This is a genomic window from Gelidibacter maritimus (assembly GCF_014062315.1).
GTDB classification, from domain to species: domain Bacteria; phylum Bacteroidota; class Bacteroidia; order Flavobacteriales; family Flavobacteriaceae; genus Gelidibacter; species Gelidibacter maritimus.
Genome location: NZ_JACGLT010000001.1, coordinates 396,467 through 421,095, shown reverse-complemented (window position 1 = coordinate 421,095; position 24,629 = coordinate 396,467). Strand labels below are relative to the sequence as shown.

Here is a 24,629-nt window from a genome sequence, read left to right as displayed (position 1 = left end):
AAAGTTGTGGAATTTTAAGCAGTCCAGCATAGATGAACCCCATGCTAAAAAGCATTCACAGATACTTTTCTTTCTTTTTGAATCAGTATATCCAGTATTTCAGTAATAACCGGGCTAAATGACATATTGTTTGGGTAAGTATTAGGAATTTGCACAAGGTAAAGATTGGTCTTCATCCTGATATGATTTCTTTAAAGCATTTAGATATAACAATCTGTTCATTTCAAAACTAGGCCTTTCAAATTCTATATGATCCATTTCATAGATATCAACATTCATATGCAACGCATAATACGAAGCAATAAAAGCTTCGTCGTCTATTTTTCCAGCCACCCATAAAATCGGTATCGTAATACTAAAGTATTGGAATAGATTATAAAGAATATCCACCATCACTTTCTCAGCCATCGACATCTCCTGAACTAGGTCGGCAACTATTTTTATTGTATTTTCAGGAACTAATTCAATTTTATTTTCCTCCATTTCCTCAACTGATTGACAGTAATTCAATGGGAGATTTACATAATCTTGACCAAAAAACTCTTGTGCCTCAGCAGTGTTTCGTAGTTCTATTAGCAGGTATGGCGGTCCTGGAGTTAGTCGAAATAATCGATCCCACTGAATAGATAATTCCAGTTCCAGTTCTATAGTTGAATTATGTTCTTGATATTCCATTAAGGTTGAAATAACACAATAGCATAAACTTTGATTTAACTCCCTATTTGATCGGTTATGTGCTGCTATTTCTACAAGAGCATCCTTTTCAGAATTATTCTGGAAAATAAGTTCTCGATTTTTAAGATTCACCGCATTTAAGTCGTCGATAAGATTCTGAGACGCACGCTCAGATAAATTAGGATATGGTTTGTTTTTATGGTTTTTTAAAACCTTCCCATCGCCGCCGAAAACTCGATATTCATTTGAGGCTATTTCTTCTCTTTTGTAAACTTTGTGTTCCATAGTTAGTTATAGTTTAAAATATTATATGCCAACATTATTTAATGATTCGCGAAATCCCATATCGATACAATGATCCACAACAAAACTACCGTTACGACCACTACACAGCCTGAAGCAAACCCAGTTTTCCGTGCCTACATCATTAGTTAATGAATGAAGTCTGTTATTATACTTTTCATAATTGAGATAGAAATCACCTTTGGAAATATCACTAAAAACCTCCTGTGCTTGCCCATTTGTATATTCAAAAGTAGATTCATTTTGGATATAACAATATACCATCGCTGGCGAGGCAGTGAATTCATCTTCAGATAATATTAAGGTGCCTGTTACAGGACAATAGAATGGATAGCCATCTATTAAGTTTACTTCTACTATTTGCATGTTTTTTTTTATTTGTAATTCATTTCTTTTAAAAAAATCAGGAATGATTATTAAATTTAAATTGGATCAGCTGCCTCCTCCTATTCAACAGGCTCCAAACAAAATACCTCCTCCATTTTCCTCACTGTTTCCAACGATAACTTCGTCGAGAAAATCCCTGTATCCTCCTTCGTTCGCATTCCTCTTAAAAACAGGTAGATAACCCCTCCAAATTGGGTTTCATAGTCAAACATATCTAATTTACTTTCTAAAAACCGCTTTGCCGCCATAGTATAGATATAATACTGCAAATGATAGTTATTTTCATTCATGGCATCGTTTAGCTTTTCTGGCCTGTAATCATCTAAAGAATCGCCAAGATAATTTGATTTCCAATCGAGAATATAATATTTGTTATCATGTTCAAAAAACAAGTCGATCAAACCGTTTAGAATTCCATTTAAATCCACATCTCTAAATGAAAACCGTACAGAATCTGTCTGCAAATCGTACAGCTTACTCAAATTCATGTTGTTTATATTGATATCAAATTCAAGTTCATTGATTCTTTTTGAGGTTGGAATTTCATTTAATCTAAAAGCCTTATTCCCTGGTATGTGAATGGACGCCCCTAATATGTGATTTAAAAGACTATTCATATTGGGTTGATATAGTTCCTGTTTTCTCGGGATGTATTTTTTCAAATTTATATCAATAGTTTTCTGCCATTGTTCAGGGTTCGTGAAATCTATAAACTCAAAGATAGTGTGTAATAAATTCCCTATATGTGCGCCGCGTTCCAATTCTTTGAATATAAAATAATCATAATCCTTATTTTCAGTTTCAAAGGTTTTTGGTATAGGAGCACGAGGCAGACTTAAAAATGAAAAACTCATTTTAAGCCATTTTTTATCTTTTAGATTAAACTGTTTTGGTTCAGCAAATTTTAAATTGTCTACCAGATTATCTGAAATTACCGAAGTCACCTCTTTAGGTTCATAATTTTTTACTACAAGATATTTAGAATTCAACTTGTTATTCAGAACTGCTCCCATAGAACCGTTGCGTTGCGTAAATACATATAACTGATATTTAGCACGAGTCAACGCAACATAAATCAGTCTTCTGTTTTCCTGTTCGGTTTGAATTTTAAAATTCCTGTTATTTATGGCCGGATTATTATAATTTGGTTCAAAATAGTATTCGCCGTCATCACTTCTAAAACTCGAAAATGCGCCTTTAGTTTTTACTTCCAAATCAAGAAAAGGTGCTATGACTATATTATACTGTAAACCTTTACTTGAATGAATAGTAGATATTTGAATCGCCTCTTCATCAGTCTCTATTCGTTGTTCATATTCATCGCCTTCAATTTCTTCGCCCTCATTTGCTTTTTTAAGAAATGAAATCAATCCATTTAACTCGTAGCCTCTCTGTTTTTGAATGCGCTGTAAAGCATCGGCCAACTGAAGAAGATTCGAATAGGATTTCAAACCACTTTTGGCAATCGATTCTGAACTTCCCAATAAGTTTTTACGGGTGTGATAATCTTCATAGAAAGTGAGTAAACAGGCATACACTCCTTTAGAATTGAATAGTCTCAATAATTTTTTGAAATTATCCAAATGAAAATTAATATTCAGTTTTTCAATATCTGTACGTGAATAACCTGTAAGTTTTGACAATAATGCTTTATTAACCGCAGAAGACGAAGGCTCCTGAATGGCCTGCAACAAATAGAGTATAGCTGTTGTTTCTGGCGCAGTAAATATTTTACTATCGTCTATCAACACGGATGGAATGCCCAGTTTGTCCAAATGTTCCTTTAAGCTTCTGCCTTCAAAACCAGTACGAACCAAAATGGCGATATCTGAAGGTTTTATTTTTTCGGATATCTGCTTTTCTTCTCTTAAAACCCCATTATCTAATAAGTTTTGAATTAGATTAATAGTATGAGAATCTATGTTAGGTTTATTTGTGTAGCCATCATATATAGTAACTGGAGTTTCTATGGTTTCATTTAGATAACAATTCTTTTGTTTTGTATTAGAAGATGCATCCACCTCGTGGTAAATGATTTTTTTCTCTTCTGGACTTTCCTTTTCATTATGAAATAAACCGACTCCTTCTCCATTGTTCTGATAAGAGTTTTCACTAAAAATCTCATTTAATCCATTAATAAGTAATTGGGTTGACCTGAAGTTGGTATTCATTGTGTACGTGTTATCCACCTCCTTTCTCGCGTGAAAATACGTATTGATATCTGCTTTTCGCCATCCGTAAATTGACTGTTTGGGATCACCGATATAGAATAGAACACTTTCGCCATTATTATAAAGCGTATTAAAAATCTCGTATTGATATTTATCTGTATCCTGAAATTCATCTACAAACACAGCTTTATAGCGTTCTCTTAATATGCTCTTTAGATTTTCGTTCTGCCTAATAACAGTAGCTTGATGGAGGTTTTTAATTAAGTCATCATAGGAAACATGACTCATTAATTCCATTCTTTGCTTTATTTCCGTTGATTTAGAGGCTATGGCTTTTATGATAAGATTTTCAATAAACATTTTTTTAACAGATCTCTTCTTCTCTCTTAATTCTTTTAATATTTTTATTTCTGTTTCAAAAATTGCTACTGCATTCTTATTTGTTGTTTTAAGAATAAATTCTAAAAACTTTTGTGGGTCACTCAAAAGGCTGATAAATGTTGATCGTGTATTATCTGTGTAGCGACTTCCTTCATGAGAATTTATTTTTAGGATGAAGCTTCCTTGATTATGCCTTATATAATTTAACATCTTGTTGTTAATCTCGTTTTCCTGAAACTCGATGCTTTTATCAAAATCGAAATCACCTGAGTTTATTTTAAGATTTTTATTGTCTAGCTCATTTCTCAAGGCGCCCTTTAACACATCAATACTTAAATACTTATACCAAGTTTTGAAAACTTTAAATTTTTCAAGGTCATATAGAACTTTAATTAAATCGGATTTACCAATATTTGTAACTTCCTTCCTCCAAAACGCTTTTACTTCGTCTCCAATAACTTCAGATAGATCTGTTAACAGATTAATATCATACCTTTGCCCAGTTTCAAAAGCAAATTCAGTTAAGGTGTTTTGACAAAAACTATGGATGGTAAGAATACTGGTTTCATCTAATTGGCGAACGGCTTCTGCTAATAAGACTTGCGATTCAGGTTTTCCAATTTTATCAACCAAATCTTTAACGTCCTTGTTTTTTTCTTCTGAAGAGCCTAAGCTGTATTTATAAGCAGCTCGAACAAATTGTCGTATTCTTATTTCTAATTCCGCAACGGCAGCATTTGTAAACGTAACCATCAAAATCTCTCGTACTGGAACTTTATTTTCCAAAATTAAACGTAAGGTCAAAATGGCGATTGAATAGGTCTTCCCAGTCCCAGCGCTGGCTTCAACCAAATTACTTCCTTCTAAATAAACTTTATTGACATCAAATATTTTAAACTCCATAACTCCCATTATTGATTGAAATTTTTAAATATCAATTCATTTAAGAAGTGATAGTTTTTCAGGAATTGAATCTGATTTTTTCTATCCTCAAAATAACCAACCTCTCTTTCTTTACTCACATAATCACTTAAAAAACCATCTTTTTCAAGAGCATTCTCAATAGCTACTTTAGTAATATCATCATGTTCAATTTTCAATAATTCTTCGGCTATTTTCTCATTGATATAAAAAGGATTTAAGTTGGATTGAGACGAAATAAAAACTTTAATGAGTTCATCCAAAACCCCAATAAAATTATCTGAATAAGTAATGTGAGTATGTTTTAATATTTTATTATAAATGCATAAGAATTCCAATGTTACCGACTTCTCTTCACTTAGAAACAGGAAATTGATAAACGCTTCGAACTGATATTTTTGCTGACTACTGCTTACGTTTGTGAAAATGTGTTTGCTTTCAATCCCGTTTATAAATACTGAATCAATTTGCCCTCTTATTCTATATAAAACATTGGATACTTGGAGTTCATAATTGATTTTTGTTGGTTCGTGAAGAAGGTCTAATGTCAATTCTTCAATTTTATCTGTCAGCTCTCTTAATTCATCTTGTATATTTTCCAAACAAATTTCACCATATGTTCCTAATGGAAGATTTCCACGTATTTTCAAAACTTTAATATCTTCGGACGTGAGCTCTGAACCATCAACAATACTCCTCTTTAAATTCCATTTTTGTAAAGTATCTAATTCAAATAACTCTGAATCTTCCAGCATTTCACCTCCCTCATTATAATAAATGCCTAATTGTTTATTGTAATAATTTTTGAAGGAATCCTTAAAAAAGTTAATGAACTCATGCAATGGTATTTCGATGATTTTTCTTTTGTCATCTAAAGCTTCTTTGTTTTCATCAAAAACCTTCTCCGTAGAATCAGAAATCTGATTTTTTCCTAAATAGGAATAATATTCAGGATTATTTTTATAGTACTTGGAATTAAAATTATGTAATGGATGGGCCGTTACGAAGTCCTTTATATCCAAATAATCCAATAGAGCATCTACCAAAGATGATGGTGGTAACTCTGAATTATCCTTGGAACTTCTGCCGATATAACTGATATAAAGTTGTTTTTTAGCCGATAAGATAGCTTTTAAGAAAAAGGATTTATCTTTTTCTTTTATGTCTTGCAAAATAGACTCTTTATCCGATTTGATTAAATCATAACTCAACCGATGAAGCTGTCTCGGGAAATCTGTTAGATTCAATCCTAATAATGCCACAACCGTATTTGGAATTGGGTTTGAATTGGAAATGGAACAAAAGCGAATGCCTTTGTTGGTTCCAATCAAGGTTGAAGCATCTATATTTTTAAAAATCTTTTTTAATATTGCGTAAAATACTTCAAAACCTAATTTGTTATTTGAAGAAGCGATTGAATTAATTTCCGCTAATTCCTTAGTAAGAAGTTCCAACTGAATATCGTTCTCTCGATCAAAAAACAAATCGCAGCCATCTTGTATAAATGAAATCCAATCTTCAAGACATCGTTCATTTTCCAATTCAGACAAGAATATATGTAAATTCTGGATGAAATAATTAAAACGCACCAAATCATTGGCATTATTTCCTTCCACTTTATCTAGGGTCAGATATTCATCATCGCCATCATCAAACCATTCATCACCCGAAATTAACATTCCATAATTCAGTCGTTTTAATCCATGTTCCCATGAAATAAAATTGGTTTCATTTTCCTGTTCTCCATTAAAACCATTTCGAATATTCGTTTCCTTTACCAAGTGTAGTAATAAGTCCACGTCTTCAATTTCATATTTTTGAACAATGGAAGAATATTCTAAAAGCTGCATAACCAAAGATGGTTTCATCCATCGTATATCAATTTGTAAAATGGCAGCGAGAGCATCTATTGAAGAATCGACGGTCTGTTCTTTCTCACCAATAATATGATATGGAAAATGATACGGTGTATTATCAAAAACAGCACTTATAGCCGGGGCATACTTATCCAAGTTGGAGCAATACACAACAATATTTCTTGCGCCAATATAGTTTTTTGAAAGGTCCACAGATTTCACCAAATAATTATAGAGCACCTCCACCTCCCGAATAGGCGAGTAGCATGAGTTTATAATTAAAGAAAAATCAGCTACTTTATTTTCGTTCAGCTTTTTATCCTCAAGGATTGAATTTTGTAAAGATTGAAGTAAAGTAAGATGTGGTTTTCGTTCCTTTCTGTCAAGCCATTGAATTTCGATATTTTTATTTTTGAAAGTCTCTAAAATGTAAACCGCTGGTCCTTTTAAATTCTCTAACAAATCATTGGTGTAAGGCGATTTAACTTCAGAAATAATGGAATCATAAAATATTTTTACGTCAATTACATTTCCAATTTTAATAAATAGCTCCAATAAATTGGAATTAAACCCAGCAATATTAAAAAGGTAGATAACCGGTAGTTTTTCTTTTAAAATGGCTGCTTTATCAGGATTATCCAATTCCTGTTCAATAAATTGATGCAATTGATAATCGTCAATGGCTTCATCTTTAATTTTCTTTTGAAAAGCCAACCATACATGTTGTTGCCATTTTTCATCTGGATTTGAAGTTTTAAAATTATCGGCATTCCAGGTTTTTAACTTATCCGGAATGTACAAGCTGTATTGATCAAAAAGAGCAGCTACTTTATCTGACAAGCCTAATTGATACGAAGGTTTATTTAGATAGTATGCTGCAACCTGGGTAAACTTTGTTGTAAAGGATGGATCATTTAGTAGTTCATTAATTATCCATTGTTGCTGCAAGCTATTTAAAACTGGTATGTCGAGATTTTTTCCACCAATAATTCTATATATAATTGATAGAATCTCTTTTGCCGAACAAGTTGTTAAATGAGCAGCAATTCCGTTTTCTTCAGCAATTACTACCTTTAACCAATCGGTCGTAACCTTATTATCTGAAACAATAAAATCGGAATATAAAATTGACTTCTTCTCTTTTATTTCCTTAGATAATTGTTTTGCTAAAGGTTCTATACTTCTTGAAGCGTAAACTTGAATGCTCATAGTTAGTTGTTTATTCGATCAATAATTCCAGAAATTCTATGTACTCGGTTTTGTACGGTTTGCACAATAATTTCCTCCGTTCCTTGAATGGTCACTCGCTTCTTTGCTCTCGTAATTGCTGTATAAAGCAACTCCTTGGTGAGCAGTCGATTTTCCTTGTTTTCTGGCAAAACAATCAGCACGTCCTTAAATTCAGAACCTTGACTTTTATGAATGGTCATTGCAAAAACAGTTTCATAACTCCCGATAAATTCTGGTTGTATTTCAAGTATTTCACCAGTCTTATGAATAAAATAGGCCATCATATTTCCTTTAGAGCCTTTTCTTACAATTCCAACATCGCCATTAGATAAATTTAATTCCTTATTGTTTTTAGTTACTAAAATGGGACGCGATTCATAATTTTCGGCATTTATCCGCAATAGATTTTTTTGTTGTAAATAGATTTCAATCCTTTTATTTATTGCATAAATCCCATGTTTTCCTTCCCGAACCGCACATAAAACACGAATGTCATTTAACTTTTCAATGGCTTTTTTAATATCAGGTTCTTTAATGTAGGCTTCATACCCCGCAATAAATTTTTCAAAAAGCTCCTTGTTATAATCATTATCCACTTTTAAACTATTGGAAGTTCCAATTAGCAACTCTTTAACGTCCTCTACTTTTTCTTGAATAATAGCTACACTTAAGGCTTCAATAATTTTTGATCCTTCGTCAGTTCGCCGGTTGAGAATTAATTCGGTAATATGATTGTTTAGAAGATTGTCATCTGAATAACCGTTGTCTACGATTTGATTATTCACATTTAGAAAAGAATTGATAAAGCTTATACGCTCGCTGTTAAATACGTTTAAGGAATCTGAATTTTTCAATAATGACGCATTACATAAATCCCCAAAAACACTTCCTGCTTCCACAGATGCCAATTGATTTTTGTCACCTAATAACACCACTCGCTTTAAGGAATCAATAGCATCTAAGAGTTTCGCGAATAGTGGTACGGCTATCATTGAAGCTTCGTCCACTAAGACTACATCGAAATCAAGTGGGTTATTTTCGTTCTTTTTAAAATAGTGCGAGTTGTTCCTAACTCCTAACAAACGATGGATGGTACTTACCTCTAACTCCTCAACCTTACTCTTTAGAGGTTCCTGCCCACTTAATGGATTGTTTTTAAGAGACTCCAACATTCTGATGGCCGCTTTCCCAGTGGGAGCAGCAATGGCCACTTTTAAAGAAGGATCTATAGTATAAAACAACATCAATAACTTGGCAATTGTAGTGGTCTTACCTGTTCCTGGACCTCCGGTAATTATTGAGAAGTTATTCAAATATGAATTTAAACAGCCTGTTAACTGCCAATCTGTTATATCTAAATTTATGTCTTGTAGTTTTAAAATTTCTTCAGAATATTTTTTCAATTCATGCTGACGTTGAGAAATTTCGTCCTTTTCATTAACAATAAACTCTTTGATTTTGTTGATTATCCGCGTTTCATAGTTGAAATAACGATAAGAATAGAACTTATCATTGAAAACTATAAAAGGTTTTTTGTCCTTTGGGTCTACGGATAGCATATTCGTAGATTCCGAGATATTAACTTCTGAAAAAGCAGGAATTATTTTTTTAATTTTCTCAGACCAAGATTTATATTCACCATCTAAATCTTCTATGTCTAAATCAATGCACACATTACCTTCGCTTAATCGCTTAGATAACAGGTAGGCATAGGGTTTAAGGTTTTCGTCAGCCACCAATTCCGAAAACTGGAAATGCAAATCGTTGATAAATCTCATGTAGGGTATTAAGTTGTTTCTATGTTATAAATCAGATATTAAATTCATATATAAGGATTTAAGTTTGAGAAAATAAATCTATCTCGTCCCTTATTATTAAAAAGCAAAAGCTCCATTTTAAAACTGGTTAAAGAGCTTCTAATGAAGCTTTATGTCTTTTCATTTTTATCAAAGTTTAAACATAGGAATTAAAATCAAATAATTTTTACGACTTTGGGTGAAAACATAATAAAATGTTAAATTAGAAATTAATATCTACTCATTTGCTTTACCCATTGCTTTACTTTATACTGATTTTCAATGATTTTCTTTGCGGCAGATGCATTGCTGGCAGTGGCTGAAACATCAACTGCAGTTCCAAGACCTTCGATTCGAATTTTTCCTTTGTAAGTTGTCATAATTAATTAATTTAAAGTTAGTAATCTGATTTAATGAAAATTTTATTTAATGTCAATAAAACTAAAGGTGAGTTTACATTCATATTCATCTATTTAAGAAATATAATGCAGGCCCATCCTACGAGGATTATTTTTAGTTATTTTTTCAATTAGCGTCAAATCTTGAAGTCCTATCCCACTTTGATACGAAACCTGTTTGAAACGATCATTTAATAGAATTTCCACAGTGCCTTCAAACAATATTTGTCGCTTATGTTGTTCTTTAATAATTTCATCAAAGCAATGCCTAAAGTCACCAGACATTACACCAAGAGTATCACCGGAATTTTTATAAGGGTTTTCAGAAAATTTATTCGAAACACCTGTATCCCGCCATTCTTCAATGTTTGATTTATGCATTATTTTAGCAGTTGTAGATTCTGAATACCATCTAAAATCGACATAATGGAATGTTACTATTCTATAAACTCCTAAATAGTTATTGATAAAAGCAAATACACCGAAGGGTTTATCAAGTATTATCTTAGCAGGTTTTAATTTTGAGAAATTAGTATAATGTTTTTGAATTCGGCTTATTGAATTTTCATCCAAAATGACACCATCTTCAGTAATTTTACAGCTCTTAAAAAAGTTTTTAAGAATTTCCATTTAATAATTTTAGTTAAGTGATTATCAACAAGTGGATTGGTCCAATCCTAAAACATTGAAACCTTTTATCAGTTTAACATTTTCTTCAACTCGGCAAATAAATCATCATATACAATTTGCTCCATTTCGTAATCATCAAACCATGCATAGGAATAGCCTTTGGGTTTTACTAAAGACATAATCTCAAGACCTTCTATATCATAAGACAGTCCCAAATAGTGGCTTAATTCTCTGTATAGGGTTGATTTTAAGATATACCTATCTAACAAACATGACTCTGACAATAAAATTAATTTATGCTCTCTATCCACCCATCCTAGGTTCATCCCTGTCAGAAGTCGTGGTTTTCCTGACCTTTGTTCCGGCTCTATTAAAATCCAATTGATTTCATCAAGATGTTCCTTCAATTCCAAATTACGCTTTTGAGCCTCCAACAAATATTCTTGTATAAAAGTAGCCACTAAGGAATCATTTAAAAAAGTACCTCGGTATTCTCCCTTTAACATTTGAGGTAAAGCCTTATCCAATGCTTCAGAAATTCCTTGTGAGCTTGCGTTAATGGAGCTTATGAGCAGTACTATCAGAATGATTTTTAGTTTTTTCATGTTTTTAATTTGGGTTGAGATTATTAATACAATGTCTATAGGTTACAAGGGTATCCGTCTTTTTAAGTTTTAATCTATTTGTACTGTATGTAATGGATTCTAATAGTTGCAAATGATTACCCACATAATGAATATCACAAATAGTAAACTTTAAAAGATTAATATCAAAATAGCGGCATTCCAAAACATACTCACCAACCAGCCCTACTTCCTTTTCTATTATATAGATTCTATTGTCCATTTCAATGTTAAAATTTCCAATAGAGGTATTAAATAATGGGAATAAAGTGTTTGGATGAATCAGATTATTTAAGTTTAATTTTTGAATACACTTTCGTCCACACCAGAGTTCAATTTTATTTTTTGGATTATTTATTAAACCACCAAAGCTCTGATCGATCATATCTTCTAGTCCTTGGTAGTTTTTATTGTTCAAAAATCTAAAAAACGAAACATTTAGCAATGCTTCTTCTATAGGCTCATTTAATCTTTTAGCTACATTCATAATATCATTTATATCCGTTTTATCCAGACTGAGACCATGTATTTTAAACGATTCGCCATAAAGTCGCAACTTAATGCGCGCATCTTTCTCATTATGTTTCATTCCCACTAAATCGTTGAATATTGTTTTTCCATATGATATAGAAGATCTAAAGACATCTTATCATCTATAAACACTTTTCTTTGTTTCTCTTTGTCAATGCCTGAGATGATACCGGCTTCAAATAGTTCATCAATAAGTCTACTAGCTATGTCAAAATCTATTTTCAGCTCGTACATCATTCCAGATATCGATACTTTCTGTTTTGCCACGACCATTAAAGCCGCTTTTTTGAATAATTTATGTCGATTAGGTTTAAAAACAGAAGGACGCCTCATTATAATCTCTCTTATACTACGTTCAGTGATAGACATCATTGATGATGAAGCATTATATTTTTTTGCAACTTTACAAGCAGTGTTATTATCTTGACTGAATAACCATTTAAAGAACATCATTAAAAGTTGGACTACAATGGTCAACAAAGTAAGAGCAAGTCCAATTATAATCCCTATAGTAGTAAAGACCTCACCATAGTTAAGAGGTGCCTGTGAACGCTGTGCTGACTTAAAAGCTTTGGTCCAATGTTGCGCTTCTAACTCATACTTTAGTAAAGTGGAGCCACTATTATCGTTAGGTCTCCATACAAATTCCTGCTTCTGTATTGCCATAGTATATTTTTTTCCTTAATGCTGACGTAAAATTAAGATATGAGTCCGCCATATGGTGACGCCTAACTCAAATGGTCCTTTTTAAAACGTCAATTGATTCCCATGGACGTATTGCCTTTTTAGCGACTTCCTCGTTATAAAGGATAGGAGCTAGTTCATCCAGACCATGGTTATAATAAGTTTCATGCAGATTTGTGCCTCCACCTTCTAATTCATAATCTTCCACCTCGAAGTCTTCCACTCGTGAATCAACAAAATAAAATCCATCTAAATCAATCATAACAAAACCATTTGCCCATAACCAAGCGAGATAAATTAACTTAGTAATATGCTCTCTTTCATCAGGGTCATTAAAATGTTCCATTTCTGGCCAAAAATGTTGCCACAAAGTTTTTTGTATTTTTAAAGGATAGGCATCAAAGCTAAATTCCGGTTGTGTAAAAGGCATTTTACGCAACTCTAATGCTTCTATTTTATTTGGAAATTCTAATTTTATACGACTGAACAGATTTTCGGAGAATTCATCTGATATCGTTTTTCCTAAAAATTCAGCTTGAGCTAAATATTCTTCTGTAGGCGCAATAGCATGAGTAGTGGATTTTTTAGCAAAGTCGATTATAATGCTTTCTTCATCAGATGATATTGCAGATCCGAACGTTGATAATTTTAGACCTTTAAGAACTCCAATAGTAGTTTGCAAATCATATATCATTATACAGTTGTTAATTTTAGATTCCCATTGAGCAAGAGAACTATAATTCTCAGAAGCATCTAACACCTCAATTCCAACAAACCTCTTTAAATCTTTTAAGGAAAATTTATAGGTCAGTTTTTCGTATTCAAATGAAAACAAACTGTCATCAGTGAAAAAACGGTCAATGATACGTTGCTGTGGCAGCAGTATATGTGCTCGTTTTATAAGTTCGAGAATATCATTTTTTTCAAATAAGCGATGCATATTAGTAAGCGTCATAAGCCCAACCAGAGCTTTGGTATATGGAATTTGATCCGCTTGAATAAACTGTTCTTTATTATTAAGAAAATTGAGATTAAAACCTATGGATGTCATAATAGTATCTGGTTTAAAAAGTTGTTATATAATTATTCAATAATTTTAGAAAAGCTATAAAAAGATACCTTTCCAATTATTCCGTTTCGCTACTTTGTGAATACATCGATCCGTTCAACACATCCGTTTCTTGATTTCGAAACTCTCTCTCTCCAGACACCAAAATCTTAATGCCACAGAATCCTAATGTATTCCTTACATCATCAACCGGATAATTGCTAATCAATAATCCAAATTCATATTGTTGCTTTTTAAAGAAAACACTCCCAAAATCACTCTCTAGGCCGCAGTTCCAGTTTTTATACACTCTGTTGCTTGATAAATTATAACCTGAAGCTATACGTACCGTTACTCCTTTTTGTCCAAAGCGCGTCCCTTTAGTATGAGAATCATAAAAGGTAGTATCAAAAAAGCCCAATAATCTATGATACCCGTCATCATCAATAAAATCCAATAAATCACGAGCTTCTTGCGACAGTAAATCGCAATAGTCAATGGTTTCAATAGCAACAATAGGCGTAAAAACTCCTTGTCGTTGTGTATTCACAAAACGTGTATGGGTACTTAATCCCTTCACGTCATTATTATACAATTCATTTCTCCATTCACGATCTGAAAAAATCTCGTAATCTTGTTCAAACTGTGCATAATGGGATAAAAGATTGACGCTTGCCAATAATTTGAAATCCCTGTTTTTATGATACCCACAAAAACGACCTGTAATGCCCTGTGCGCCATTTGCAAGCTGGCTATCACGTGTTTCAATACCAAAACGCACTTTCTCTTTAAGCATTCCTAAATCTTTTCCTGCGGTTAACGCTTGTACTACGATTAGAATAACACGCTGTCCTCTTTTAAGGACCAAACTGGAAATTTCTTTAATCCCATCATTGATATTAAAATCGCAAGCAGTATCTGAACCAATTGCAATAACAGTACACGTTCTTTTATACTGAGATTTTAGTTGCTTTCGCAACTCTAAAGCTCTCAATGTGTTAGATTCTCTTATAATTCCCAAACCATTTTCAAAGCTTACCAAATGATTGGCATATTCAATCACTTTTGGATGCACATTATACACAATATCTTCTCCTGAACCCTGGGCTTGCAAAGGTTTAAAAGCTTCTGGCAAATCTTCAATAATATTATCCTCAAGCATTTCTGAAATACCATAATAATCAGGAGGTCTTACCCCTACAATCACATCAACATCAGCGTCACCAGAAAACTGGGCATCTAAGATATCATAAGGTGTTGCACTTACGGCTAATAATTTAATATCTGGAATACGACGACGCAACTCACTGAAAAAAGCAGCCTGAAAACTAGAGTCTTCACCACAACCAAATTGATCTTCATCCCGAACAATTAACTGAACATCAAACTCATTGACAACTTTATGAGGATTTGGATGATTAAAAAAATCGCTCATCTTCATCACCTTTATATTTGATGGTCTCATTTCACCTAAGACACAATCATAGAATTCTGCTTGTAAATTTCGACAGTTTTGGTCATACAAATCCGTATCACGCATACTGGTCACAAATAGGATAGATTCATACTCTGAGAGAATACCCAAAGCTGGCAACACATAATTACACAGAAAGTAAATTGTTCCTGATTTCCCACTTTGCATAGATGCAACAAATGCCATATTTTGGTTGCCATCCTTAATAGACTGCCCTAATCGTAAAGCATTGATTATTTGATTGGGGAATATACCTGTGCGCCTGGAATGATTGAGGGTATCAATAATATTATCTTCTAATGATTTTGGAGTACCCAATTCTTTTAGAAGAATTTCAATTTCAGAATTCCAGTGTTTTTGAAAGGCAGTCATAGTCTAGCAGTTTAAAAGTGAACTACAATATTACGATCTACTTATGCAGCCTATCTGCATATTGACAAATATTATATTTTAAGCCTGCTGACTTGTTTTGAAAGTGTTGATGATTTGAAATATAGCAGCTGTTTGCTCTTCATTAAAAACACCATCAACTCCAAGTGAATGGATCTTTCTGAATGATGGATCATAAAGTTTACTTGGTTCTATATTTCCGTCCTTAGTTATAAATTCTTTAATAGTATCTAAAAACTTAATTTGAACAGCATTCAGTCGATAGTCATTAATAAACTTTGCAAAAGCAGCATCCACTTTTTCAGAGCTTAATCCTATTAAAGAAATGATGAAACTTACAAGACTGAACTGCATACCCATTTCTTTTTCAAGAGAAGCTCTATCAATACCTCCTGCAAACAACATGTTTTCTAAAGCTTTAAGTTCAGCTTCAGTAATTGGCTCACCTTTATGTATTCGCGTGATTGTAATATGATTTTCATTTTCCCGTATTAATTTCTCTAAGCGATGCACATTATTTTGGAACGGCGACACTCGATATCCTTCTTCAGGAGGCTCATTGACCGAATATCCCCCAGTTACAACTTTACCATCAATTATAGAATCGACAAAATTCGTCGTAACATAACGCTGATCTACTGGATCCATATACTTTACCAATTCGCGCACACCTTTTCTTAACTTTTCCAAATGTGCGATCCCATCCACCTTCCAAAACTCTTCTTCCAATGGCATTTTAATAAGGTTCTCCTTAGCCTTCACTGCAGGAATGGTCGTTTTCTTCAATAACTTCTTGGAAGTGGATGCCACCTTGGAAATTGGAATGATAAACCCCTTGACATATTCTTCGTTATTTGGGGTTTCCAAACGCTTAGTGATCAAAGTATATATTAACTTGTCATAGTATCTTGCCAGATCGCTATCCCCCTGTTTTGGCTTTACCATAGGTGCCAATTCATCTTCTATACGCTTGATATCGCGTTTAGAAAGATGGTTCCAAATTTCGCGGTTGTCATTTCCAAATTCGTGGACGATTTCCAATTTCATTTTGACATCAAACCTTTCGAGGACCAGGGATGCTATTTCGTGATGCAGACCATCCAAAAGTTCTGTTCTAAACTCTTGTAAATCTGTATTCTCTTTAAATTGAGGGCTTTTCAGATATTCTGCCAATTGCAATCGCAGGCTGAATAAAATTTCAGTTAAGCTCTTTTGGGTGCTTCCATCAATACCTTTAGGGTTTTCTTCAAAAAACTCAAAGTTACCACAGAGATCGAAAATCAAGAAATGCGATTTATCCTCGCCTACCCCAAATAGATCGGGACGTAAACGTGAGCCTCTACCAATCATCTGCCAGAACTTGGCATAAGATTTTACAGGTTTATAAAACACCAAATTCACACAACTGGGTGCATCAATACCCGTATCCATCATATCAACTGAGATTGCAATTTGTGGAAGTCGATCCTTTTCCTCATCGCAAAACCGATTGATAAATTCTTGAGCTTTGGGCTCATTATGAGTGATCACTTTGACATAGTCATTACCAAACAATTCTTTATCAAGTTCCATAAAGACATCCTTCAGAAACTGGGCGTGCTTTTGATTTTTAGCAAAAATGATGGTTTTACCCAGCTCGTCACCTCCTCGTTTTTTAATGCCGTGTTCTAAAACATAGCGTAAGGTCTCAATGGCGGTAGGCTTATTAAACAACCAGGTATTCAATTCGGACGAAGAAATCCATTCATTACCTGTTGCTTCTTCACCATCCAAGATTTCCTCTTCAAACTCTTCCTTTTCCTCTTCCGAAAGCTCACTGTATTTGATACCATGGGTAAGAAATTGAGTAGGCAAAGTAATCGTTCTGTAAGGCGATAAATGCTTATTGGCCACTGCTTCATCAAAGGTGTAAGCATCGGTAGGAGATTGATCTGGCAATCCAAACATTTGATAGGTGTTTCTATCAATTCTTTCAATAGGTGTTGCGGTCAATCCTAAAAACAACGCATCAAAGTACTCAAATATGGCCTGGTATTTTTTATAAATGGAACGGTGCGCCTCATCAATGATAATTAAATCGAAGTGACCAACACCATAAAAACGTGCTTCTTCGTCACGACTCCCATCGATCAATCGCATCATAGTTTGATAGGTTGAAAAAGCAAAACGTGCATCCGGATTATCCTTATCCTCCAATAAATTGACACTGGTATGTTCAGGCAGAAACTTTACAAAATTACGTTTGGCTTGATCTACAAGGCTGGTTCTATCAGCCAAAAACAAGACCCGTTTTGCCCAATTGCATTCCAACATCAACTTTGAAAACGCAATGGATACTCTGGTTTTCCCCGTTCCGGTGGCGAGTACCAATAACGCTCCCCTATTGGTGCCGATCAATTTGCCATCGGTTTTGTCGGTGCCGGCAAAATGTTCGGCGATACTTTTAATGGAACGCATTTGATAGGTTCGTCCTGCTATTTCGGTATCGATGGGTGCCAGGCGAATGTCTTTGCGATGGGTACGGCGGAACATAGCGGTCTGCAATTCGGCTTTGGTATAAAACCCGTGAACCGGGCGGGATTGCTTATAAAATTGATCATCCCATAAATAGATTTCATACCCATTGCTGTAGTACATAATAGGACGACGCCCATGCATTTTTTCTAAACTGTCTGCATAAAGTTGTGCTTGATTTTCGCCTTTGGTCACGCTTTCCAATGTCCGTTTGGCCTCTACAAGTGCCAAGGGTAAGCCGTCATCATCCCAAAGCACATAATCCACATAGCCCGTCTCCGATTTGTTGGTCGATTTTGGCATGTACTGCACCTTGTATTCCTTATCGTTAATACCATTTAACTCCCATCCTGCTTCACGCAAAGCAAGGTCTATGATATATTTTCGGGTTTCTGCTTCGTTACGTGGATGCTGAACCTCATCTGCCTTATTGGCTTCTAATTTATTGGCTTCTAATTGGGCCTGGAGATCGTCAATACGCTTCTTGAAGAGTTCATTTTCATCAGCAAGTTGTTGCCGTTCCTCTTCTTTAGCTTTTAGTTGGGCTTGATAGGTATTGAGTTCCTTATCAAGTTGTGATTGTAGTTGCCCAATTTGTCTTTTGGAAAGCGCATTGGGACCTTCTTTTGGAATACGTTCAAAGTCAAATATACCAGGATCTTGATAACCGTCTTGAGCATAAGATCTGCCAATCCATTTGGCAAAATAAAATAAGGCATCAATGACATTGAGGGCGTCCACATCATTAACCGGTTTATTATGCGTAGCAAAGTTGCCTGTTTTGCGAATGATGTGAAGGTCATTATAGAGTTTATGATTAAACTGTTTCTTAAACTGGATCTGCACCATCAGACTGTTTAAAGTCGTGTCATAAGGCATTTCCAATTCGGCATCGTTGGCGTACATCCAATTAATGGCTTCCTCCAACGCCATTCGACTATAGACCAATGAGGTACGCGGATCGGTAATGGCCGTTTGTTCAGCTTTAACCGCCCGATCAAAAAACGTGGTAAACTCACTTTTAAGAAACTGGAAATTTGAATTCATTCTATTAAAATTTAATTTCAATCAATATTCTCCAACCCAACACCGACACAATACCGACACAATACCGACGTTATTATTTATTATCTATCAATTACTTGCCAATATCCACTTTTTTTTGAACCTATGCGTTCAATTTTTTCTTGTTCTCTTAGTTTTACTATGTTACGTTCCACGCTGCGTTCTGTTATTTCTACTAGTTCAGCAAGCTCCGGTATGGTTATATACTTATTAAAGAGCATTAATTTTATAATCTTATCTGAACTTTTTACAACCCCCTTCAATAATTCTTTTCCCGACGTTTGTACCGACGCTTCTACCGACGCTTCTACCGACGTTTCTTCCGAACCTTTTATAGTTACACCTTCATTCGTTTCTTCTATTGGAATTATAATTTTAAACACATCGCCTTCTGTAAAGGTAGGCTCCGCTCCTGGAGTATAGAGTTTAAGCAATCTGTAGGTATTACGCACACCAGAACCCAACTCATCCACCCAACCTATTTCTTTAAAAAATTTCGCAATGACAGGGTTTTTAGGGAATGGCGAGAAATTAGCAGGGTCTATCGTCCCGCTACCATGGGGTTTATTCCAGTTTTCGGTTCGCACTTGATTTTCTTCAATAATCAACTTTGCAGGAAAGGGATTGGTGTATTCTCTATGAACCAATAAATTACCTATAATCTCTCTAAAAAGATGATCACGTACATTAACTCGTTGCCCATTAATAATCGTAAACTTTTCAGGTAAGTGTTTTGCAATGAACGCCATTAAACGTTCATAACTCTCAATTATATTGGTACGCACATCGTCTCTATCATCATAGCGGTCTGTGTTTGTAACACGCAGGACAGCATCTGTTTTATGGTGTGGCAACACGTTCTGTATGCAAACATCTGTACCAAAAAGCAAGACAGCTGCAAGTGTAAAACCTTCCTTTCCTGTTTTCATATCGCGCTTAAATAATCCTGCAGAACGCAACAATTCTTCATTATCCATTTCCAACCATGGATGCGAAGGTTGCTGGCTTCTGGCCAGATTTCTTACTTTATCAAAAAGGCTTGGTTTGAAATCTGAAATCTGAACATAGGGAAATACTTGATTTTCTGAATAGCTATTTTGTTTAGACAAATATAATTGAGCGACCAAATCTGAGTTTTTTGAAATATTAAAATCGCCATCTTGGTTGCGATCAAATATCTTTCCGCGTGTGGCGTGCACCTGTGAACTTTCTGGCACATAAACTACAATAAGCTTTTTGCCGTTTATTTCTACCACTTCCGGCGATAGGTAATACGGCGGATTTAAACGCTCTGGATTATTCGCGCTGGTAACAATATTATCTAAAATGTTTTGTACTTGATTTTCCTGTACCCCAGTAATCGTTTTATTATCATTTACACCTAAAACAAGATACCCACCACTACGGTTTAAAAACCCACAAATAGAATCAAAAGCGTCTCTATTAAGTCCAATACTCGCCTCTTTAAACTCTAATTGCGTCCCTTCTCCCTGATTTATTAATTCTTGTAGTCTTGTTTCCGTCATAATTTATAAAGATACTATGGTATCTGTATTTTGGGCAATTCAAAGTATTCGTTGCACAGCTACTGTTTTTATTTTCTCCCCATAACTATCAAGATCATTTTCAATTTCAATTTCTCCCGATAACTATCGGGATCGATTTCTATAACTCCCCCTTAAAAGCCTTCTGCAACAACGCATTAAACAAGTCTTCGCTTTCTTTAAGCTCTTGCTTGGCTAATTCTTTTTGTTGTTCAATCAATGCTATTTTTTCTGCGAATTGGTTTTGGAGTTCGATGGGTGGAATTGGTATTTTTACTTGCTTTATTTTTGTTAGACTGAGAAATGTTCTAACAGTATCTGTCATTTCAGTTCTGAACTGATTCTGAACGAGTTGACTGTTGAAACAAAACTCCAAATACAATGGTATAACTTTACTTCTATCAGGAGTTATTTTATTAAAATTTTGAGACATAATTGCACGTTTTAATGTGCTAGGGATTTTCAAGGCTTTGCCCGATGACCCAACAGCTACAATTACTACGTCATCTGGTTTTATTTCACTCCGTTTAAGTTCAACTGCTTTCTCCTCACTCACGTACTTAACATTCGAAAGATCTAAAATTCCAGATGTTACATTTGTACCTCTCAAAATAACAATACCTTTTTCAGTATAATGTTTCGACGTCAAATTAGATCCAAAGGGCCCACTAGATAAGGAATATCTTTCCTTTGCCGCTACCTCTGCAATTGTAAAATGTTCAAATGAATCTGGATCCCCAAACATCTCCAAAAAGATAGCCTGTGCCAGCAAGTCGTATTCTGTGAGGAGTTGTTTGGTTTTATCGCGTAAGGCGGCGGCATCGTCTAAAATTTGAGCGATGTGCTGTTGGGTTTTTAGGGGTGGCAGGGGGATTTTGAACTTTGTCAAATCCTCTTTATTAAATCCAGCTTGCGCCGCCCTTGAACCTACAGACAAAATAAAATTTTGAAAATACACACTTTGTAAAATATGAAATAAGTATCGCCTATTTATTCTTTTTAGATCTGGTTTGGTTTTAATTAATGCAACATTATAGGCACCTTCTAATCCAGTACAAATTTTACCAATAGAAGCACCGTATCTACCAATTAAAATATCCTCTTTTTTACAAGTTTTAGTATGCTTTTTAAGCACAACATACTCAACGTTGTTTTTTTCTGGCTGAGTAAAATCCCTGATTTGAAGCATTCTTACATATCCATCTTCGGGATCTTTTATCCACTCGTTTTTTGGTGGTTGCGTACCTCCTTGAAAATCGCAAATCTCAGTTATCGGAATAAGTTGACTCATTATTCTATTGATTAATTTTTTCCAATAAAGCTATGCGCTCATTTGACAATTGATTAATTCTTTCTATTATTTCCATAGGCGCATCGTATTCCACTTCCTCATAAATAATCTCTTTATAGCGGTTAATAGATAAATCCCAATCATTATCCTTTATTTCCTGAAACGGCACCAAAAAAGACTGTTCGGTACGTTTGCGGTCGGTTTCTGGCGTATTCTTATTTTTTAACGTTGCAAAGCGTTGGATCACATCCGGTAAATTAAACTTTTCGTGCAGTTCTTTTTGCAAAGCTTCTGAAAGTTCATCGGTACCATCGCCAAAAGAGAAGGCCTCAAACACATCGGCATCGACTAATAGATTTCGCTTTTGGTCTAAGCTTTTCCCATCAGCCTGCATGTCGTAAAACCACACATTATCCGTCCCGCCATTGTCGGTTTTAGTGAATATAATAATGGCAGTACTTACTCCAGAATAAGGTTGAAAAATCCCACTGGGCAAAGAAATCACCGCTTCCAATTTATGGTTAGCCACAATTTCTGACCGAATGCTTTTATAGGCTTTTCCACTTCCAAACAACACCCCGTCGGGGACAATCACTGCGGCACGTCCTCCTTTTTTAAGTTGGCGCAGCATCAAGGCTAAAAAGAGAAGTTCGGTTTTGGTGGTGTCGGTCACATTACGCAATCCGGGAGCTATACTTTCTTTATCTATGGTGCCCTTAAACGGCGGGTTGGCCAAAATTAAAGTATATGCGTCGCTCACGTCATTGTCTTTACTTACGGCGTCAACATCTATCACATTGGGTTCTTCCACCCCGTGCAAAAACAGGTTCATAGATGCAATACGCAACATAGTAGAAGAAAACTCGGTACCATTAAACATCGTTTTGTTAATGTGATCTCGATATTTATCTAATTCGGTTACATCATGATTTTTATCTATATATTCTTTGGCTGCCACTAAGAAACCAGCTGTTCCCAAAGCTGGGTCGCAAATGGTGTCTTCTAGAGTAGGTTGCATCAGCTCTACCATCATCTTAATGATATGGCGCGGCGTTCTAAACTGACCAGAGGTGCCGCCACCCTCCAATTTGGAAAGCATATATTCATAGATATCACCTTTCGCATCTTGGTTAGACATATCTATACGCTCCAACTTTTCAATAACTTGATCTAAAACCAATGCCTTATAATTGCTAAAGCTAGCACCACGCATGTGTGTGCTAAACAAGCTTTTTTCTTTCCCTAGCGTTCTGATGAATGGAAAGATGCCATTGATATTATCTGCGAAAATATTAAATCGTTGACTCACATCCATTTCCTTTAGATTTTTCCATCTAAAATCTTGCTGGTTTTCATCAAAAACAGGCTCGAAAGGCTTATTGAGACGTTTAAACATAAGTTCGTTACGCGTTTCGGTCTCATCTAAATCTTTGATAAAAATAAGGTACGTGAGTTGCTCAACGATGGTCATGGTGTTTGGCTCTCCCCCTTCCCAGAAGGTTTGCCATATAGCGTCAACTTGCTGTTTTAATTCTCCAGTGATCATAAATTTCTATTCTAATATTTTATTTCTTTTATATATGTTTTTGTGCCACAATGACTAGGCTCTGTTGTAACATCAATATTTTGGTCTTCTGTCAGTGAATATTCCTCCATTTTATTTGGCAATATAGTTAACGTAAAGCTTCCTTCATTTGGTTGAAAAGTTCCATAGCCGTTATCAGCAACTCTAGAAATCTTACCTTTAATCCAAAGTTCTGAACCCATATTTGAAACTTCAATTAACTGCCATTTAGATTGGTTTTCAACTTTATCTGAATTAGCATCGACAAATGGTTTTAGATAATCTAAAACTTCAAGCAACGCATAGCATAATGATTGATATAAAAAGCTGTTCGTCCGACTGCTTAAATAGGTATCTGTTCCTAATTTATTTCCTTCGTTATGTGATGCGTCTTGCGTTAAACTAATTAAATGCCGGATAGACTCTGCAACTACAGGGTCTATTAACGCTTGCCTGTAAAGATAGTGCTTATTGTTGCCCGCTAAAAAAATACTGGCACCATTAATTGCTCCCTGACCATTTTGAATTGCATCAGGGATTAATCCCAAAATATTCAATTTTCTAAATATAGCTTCCAAAATTTTACGCATAGGTGGCAAAGCATCTTGCTGGTTAGATATATAGTCTGGATTCTCAACATCTTTTACAAGCTGCAGGATCCTATCAAATTGTTTGCTACCAAGATAATTATCTTTACAGAGTGAAAAAACATTAGGGTATTTATGTTTTAACTGAGTAAGTTCTTGAGCATCGGCGGCTTTTTTAATCGCTGCAAACAATGCGTGGTTATCTTTACTTTTAATAAAAATAGTTTCATCTGCCAACATATCTCTCGCACTAGAATGTTCGTCTTGATCTATATAACCCGAGAAAATAAAATACGGAACTTTTTTAAAATGTGCTAAATTGTTAATTGTTTTAATAGAATTTTGCAAACCCGCTAATCCAGCTTTTTCATCTTCCGACTCATTAAATACCATAGCATCCAAAATAACAGCATCATACCGTTCTATTTTAGAAGTTAATTCCTCCATTCCTTTTTTAGAGGTTTTAAAGTAAGTAATATTAAAACCTTCTAAATAAGCTGAATCTAAAAACGCATCTTGTTTTTCAGCATCATCATCAATCCATAAAACCTCGTATTTTCTCATCT

General features: G+C 34.7%; 17 protein-coding genes. All 17 read right to left on the bottom strand.

Annotated features, from left to right (window positions below; translation table 11 throughout):
- Window positions 1-141: 141 nt before the first annotated feature.
- The 17 genes from H3Z82_RS01815 to H3Z82_RS01735 all read right to left on the bottom strand — a co-directional run bounded on the left by H3Z82_RS01815 (window position 142) and on the right by H3Z82_RS01735 (window position 24,627).
- Window positions 142-960, bottom strand: a complete 819-nt coding sequence (locus H3Z82_RS01815; RefSeq protein WP_182202167.1) for a hypothetical protein — start codon at window positions 958-960, stop codon at window positions 142-144.
- Window positions 961-981: 21 nt separating this feature from the next.
- Entirely contained in the window at window positions 982-1,344 is a 363-nt protein-coding gene (locus H3Z82_RS01810) for a hypothetical protein (protein WP_182202166.1), read from the bottom strand.
- An 80-nt stretch (window positions 1,345-1,424) separates the two neighbouring features.
- Window positions 1,425-4,820, bottom strand: coding sequence for a UvrD-helicase domain-containing protein (locus tag H3Z82_RS01805; protein ID WP_182202165.1), 3,396 nt, complete (start codon window positions 4,818-4,820; stop codon window positions 1,425-1,427).
- Between the two features lie 8 nt (window positions 4,821-4,828).
- The gene (locus tag H3Z82_RS01800; RefSeq protein WP_182202164.1) at window positions 4,829-7,903 is read right to left on the bottom strand and encodes an exodeoxyribonuclease V subunit gamma; all 3,075 of its coding nucleotides are present in this window, start codon (window positions 7,901-7,903) and stop codon (window positions 4,829-4,831) included.
- A 2-nt stretch (window positions 7,904-7,905) separates the two neighbouring features.
- The gene (gene recD, locus H3Z82_RS01795; protein ID WP_182202163.1) at window positions 7,906-9,702 is read right to left on the bottom strand and encodes an exodeoxyribonuclease V subunit alpha; all 1,797 of its coding nucleotides are present in this window, start codon (window positions 9,700-9,702) and stop codon (window positions 7,906-7,908) included.
- Between the two features lie 248 nt (window positions 9,703-9,950).
- Window positions 9,951-10,100, bottom strand: a complete 150-nt coding sequence (locus H3Z82_RS01790; protein ID WP_182202162.1) for a hypothetical protein — start codon at window positions 10,098-10,100, stop codon at window positions 9,951-9,953.
- Between the two features lie 93 nt (window positions 10,101-10,193).
- The gene (locus tag H3Z82_RS01785) at window positions 10,194-10,748 is read right to left on the bottom strand and encodes a hypothetical protein (protein ID WP_182202161.1); all 555 of its coding nucleotides are present in this window, start codon (window positions 10,746-10,748) and stop codon (window positions 10,194-10,196) included.
- 68 nt (window positions 10,749-10,816) lie between these two features.
- The gene (locus H3Z82_RS01780) at window positions 10,817-11,353 is read right to left on the bottom strand and encodes a hypothetical protein (RefSeq protein WP_182202160.1); all 537 of its coding nucleotides are present in this window, start codon (window positions 11,351-11,353) and stop codon (window positions 10,817-10,819) included.
- A 4-nt stretch (window positions 11,354-11,357) separates the two neighbouring features.
- The gene (locus H3Z82_RS01775; protein WP_182202159.1) at window positions 11,358-11,960 is read right to left on the bottom strand and encodes a hypothetical protein; all 603 of its coding nucleotides are present in this window, start codon (window positions 11,958-11,960) and stop codon (window positions 11,358-11,360) included.
- Between the two features lie 5 nt (window positions 11,961-11,965).
- Window positions 11,966-12,568 carry a DNA translocase FtsK gene (locus H3Z82_RS01770; RefSeq protein WP_182202158.1) on the bottom strand — a complete coding sequence of 201 codons (603 nt, stop codon included), beginning with the start codon at window positions 12,566-12,568 and terminating at the stop codon, window positions 11,966-11,968.
- Between the two features lie 67 nt (window positions 12,569-12,635).
- Complete coding sequence (locus H3Z82_RS01765; RefSeq protein WP_182202157.1) at window positions 12,636-13,637, bottom strand: hypothetical protein; 1,002 nt, start codon at window positions 13,635-13,637, stop codon at window positions 12,636-12,638.
- Between the two features lie 76 nt (window positions 13,638-13,713).
- The gene (locus tag H3Z82_RS01760; protein ID WP_182202156.1) at window positions 13,714-15,480 is read right to left on the bottom strand and encodes a DEAD/DEAH box helicase family protein; all 1,767 of its coding nucleotides are present in this window, start codon (window positions 15,478-15,480) and stop codon (window positions 13,714-13,716) included.
- A 78-nt stretch (window positions 15,481-15,558) separates the two neighbouring features.
- Window positions 15,559-19,059: a DEAD/DEAH box helicase family protein gene (locus tag H3Z82_RS01755; protein ID WP_182202155.1), complete on the bottom strand. Its 3,501-nt coding sequence runs from the start codon at window positions 19,057-19,059 to the stop codon at window positions 15,559-15,561.
- An 80-nt stretch (window positions 19,060-19,139) separates the two neighbouring features.
- Window positions 19,140-20,603 (bottom strand): RNA-binding domain-containing protein, encoded by a 1,464-nt coding sequence (locus tag H3Z82_RS01750; RefSeq protein WP_182202154.1) that lies wholly within the window; start codon window positions 20,601-20,603, stop codon window positions 19,140-19,142.
- 139 nt (window positions 20,604-20,742) lie between these two features.
- Window positions 20,743-21,912: a restriction endonuclease subunit S gene (locus tag H3Z82_RS01745; protein ID WP_182202153.1), complete on the bottom strand. Its 1,170-nt coding sequence runs from the start codon at window positions 21,910-21,912 to the stop codon at window positions 20,743-20,745.
- A gap of 4 nt (window positions 21,913-21,916) precedes the next feature.
- A complete protein-coding gene (locus H3Z82_RS01740) occupies window positions 21,917-23,458 on the bottom strand; it encodes a type I restriction-modification system subunit M (RefSeq protein ID WP_182202152.1) in 1,542 nt (513 codons plus the stop codon).
- A gap of 11 nt (window positions 23,459-23,469) precedes the next feature.
- Window positions 23,470-24,627: a response regulator gene (locus tag H3Z82_RS01735; protein WP_182202151.1), complete on the bottom strand. Its 1,158-nt coding sequence runs from the start codon at window positions 24,625-24,627 to the stop codon at window positions 23,470-23,472.
- Window positions 24,628-24,629 lie beyond the last annotated feature (2 nt).

What these genes read in the sequence shown, in the direction of transcription:
- H3Z82_RS01765 (WP_182202157.1), bottom strand. Translation starts at nt 13,637, where the DNA reads ATGACATCCATAGGTTTTAATCTCAATTTTCTTAATAATAAAGAACAG.
- H3Z82_RS01740 (WP_182202152.1), bottom strand. Translation starts at nt 23,458, where the DNA reads ATGATCACTGGAGAATTAAAACAGCAAGTTGACGCTATATGGCAAACC.
- H3Z82_RS01780 (WP_182202160.1), bottom strand. Translation starts at nt 11,353, where the DNA reads ATGAAAAAACTAAAAATCATTCTGATAGTACTGCTCATAAGCTCCATT.
- H3Z82_RS01800 (WP_182202164.1), bottom strand. Translation starts at nt 7,903, where the DNA reads ATGAGCATTCAAGTTTACGCTTCAAGAAGTATAGAACCTTTAGCAAAA.
- H3Z82_RS01750 (WP_182202154.1), bottom strand. Translation starts at nt 20,603, where the DNA reads ATGACGGAAACAAGACTACAAGAATTAATAAATCAGGGAGAAGGGACG.
- H3Z82_RS01815 (WP_182202167.1), bottom strand. Translation starts at nt 960, where the DNA reads ATGGAACACAAAGTTTACAAAAGAGAAGAAATAGCCTCAAATGAATAT.
- H3Z82_RS01760 (WP_182202156.1), bottom strand. Translation starts at nt 15,480, where the DNA reads ATGACTGCCTTTCAAAAACACTGGAATTCTGAAATTGAAATTCTTCTA.
- H3Z82_RS01745 (WP_182202153.1), bottom strand. Translation starts at nt 21,912, where the DNA reads ATGAGTCAACTTATTCCGATAACTGAGATTTGCGATTTTCAAGGAGGT.
- H3Z82_RS01805 (WP_182202165.1), bottom strand. Translation starts at nt 4,820, where the DNA reads ATGGAGTTTAAAATATTTGATGTCAATAAAGTTTATTTAGAAGGAAGT.
- H3Z82_RS01735 (WP_182202151.1), bottom strand. Translation starts at nt 24,627, where the DNA reads ATGAGAAAATACGAGGTTTTATGGATTGATGATGATGCTGAAAAACAA.
- recD (WP_182202163.1), bottom strand. Translation starts at nt 9,702, where the DNA reads ATGAGATTTATCAACGATTTGCATTTCCAGTTTTCGGAATTGGTGGCT.
- H3Z82_RS01785 (WP_182202161.1), bottom strand. Translation starts at nt 10,748, where the DNA reads ATGGAAATTCTTAAAAACTTTTTTAAGAGCTGTAAAATTACTGAAGAT.
- H3Z82_RS01775 (WP_182202159.1), bottom strand. Translation starts at nt 11,960, where the DNA reads ATGAAACATAATGAGAAAGATGCGCGCATTAAGTTGCGACTTTATGGC.
- H3Z82_RS01810 (WP_182202166.1), bottom strand. Translation starts at nt 1,344, where the DNA reads ATGCAAATAGTAGAAGTAAACTTAATAGATGGCTATCCATTCTATTGT.
- H3Z82_RS01770 (WP_182202158.1), bottom strand. Translation starts at nt 12,568, where the DNA reads ATGGCAATACAGAAGCAGGAATTTGTATGGAGACCTAACGATAATAGT.
- H3Z82_RS01755 (WP_182202155.1), bottom strand. Translation starts at nt 19,059, where the DNA reads ATGAATTCAAATTTCCAGTTTCTTAAAAGTGAGTTTACCACGTTTTTT.
- H3Z82_RS01790 (WP_182202162.1), bottom strand. Translation starts at nt 10,100, where the DNA reads ATGACAACTTACAAAGGAAAAATTCGAATCGAAGGTCTTGGAACTGCA.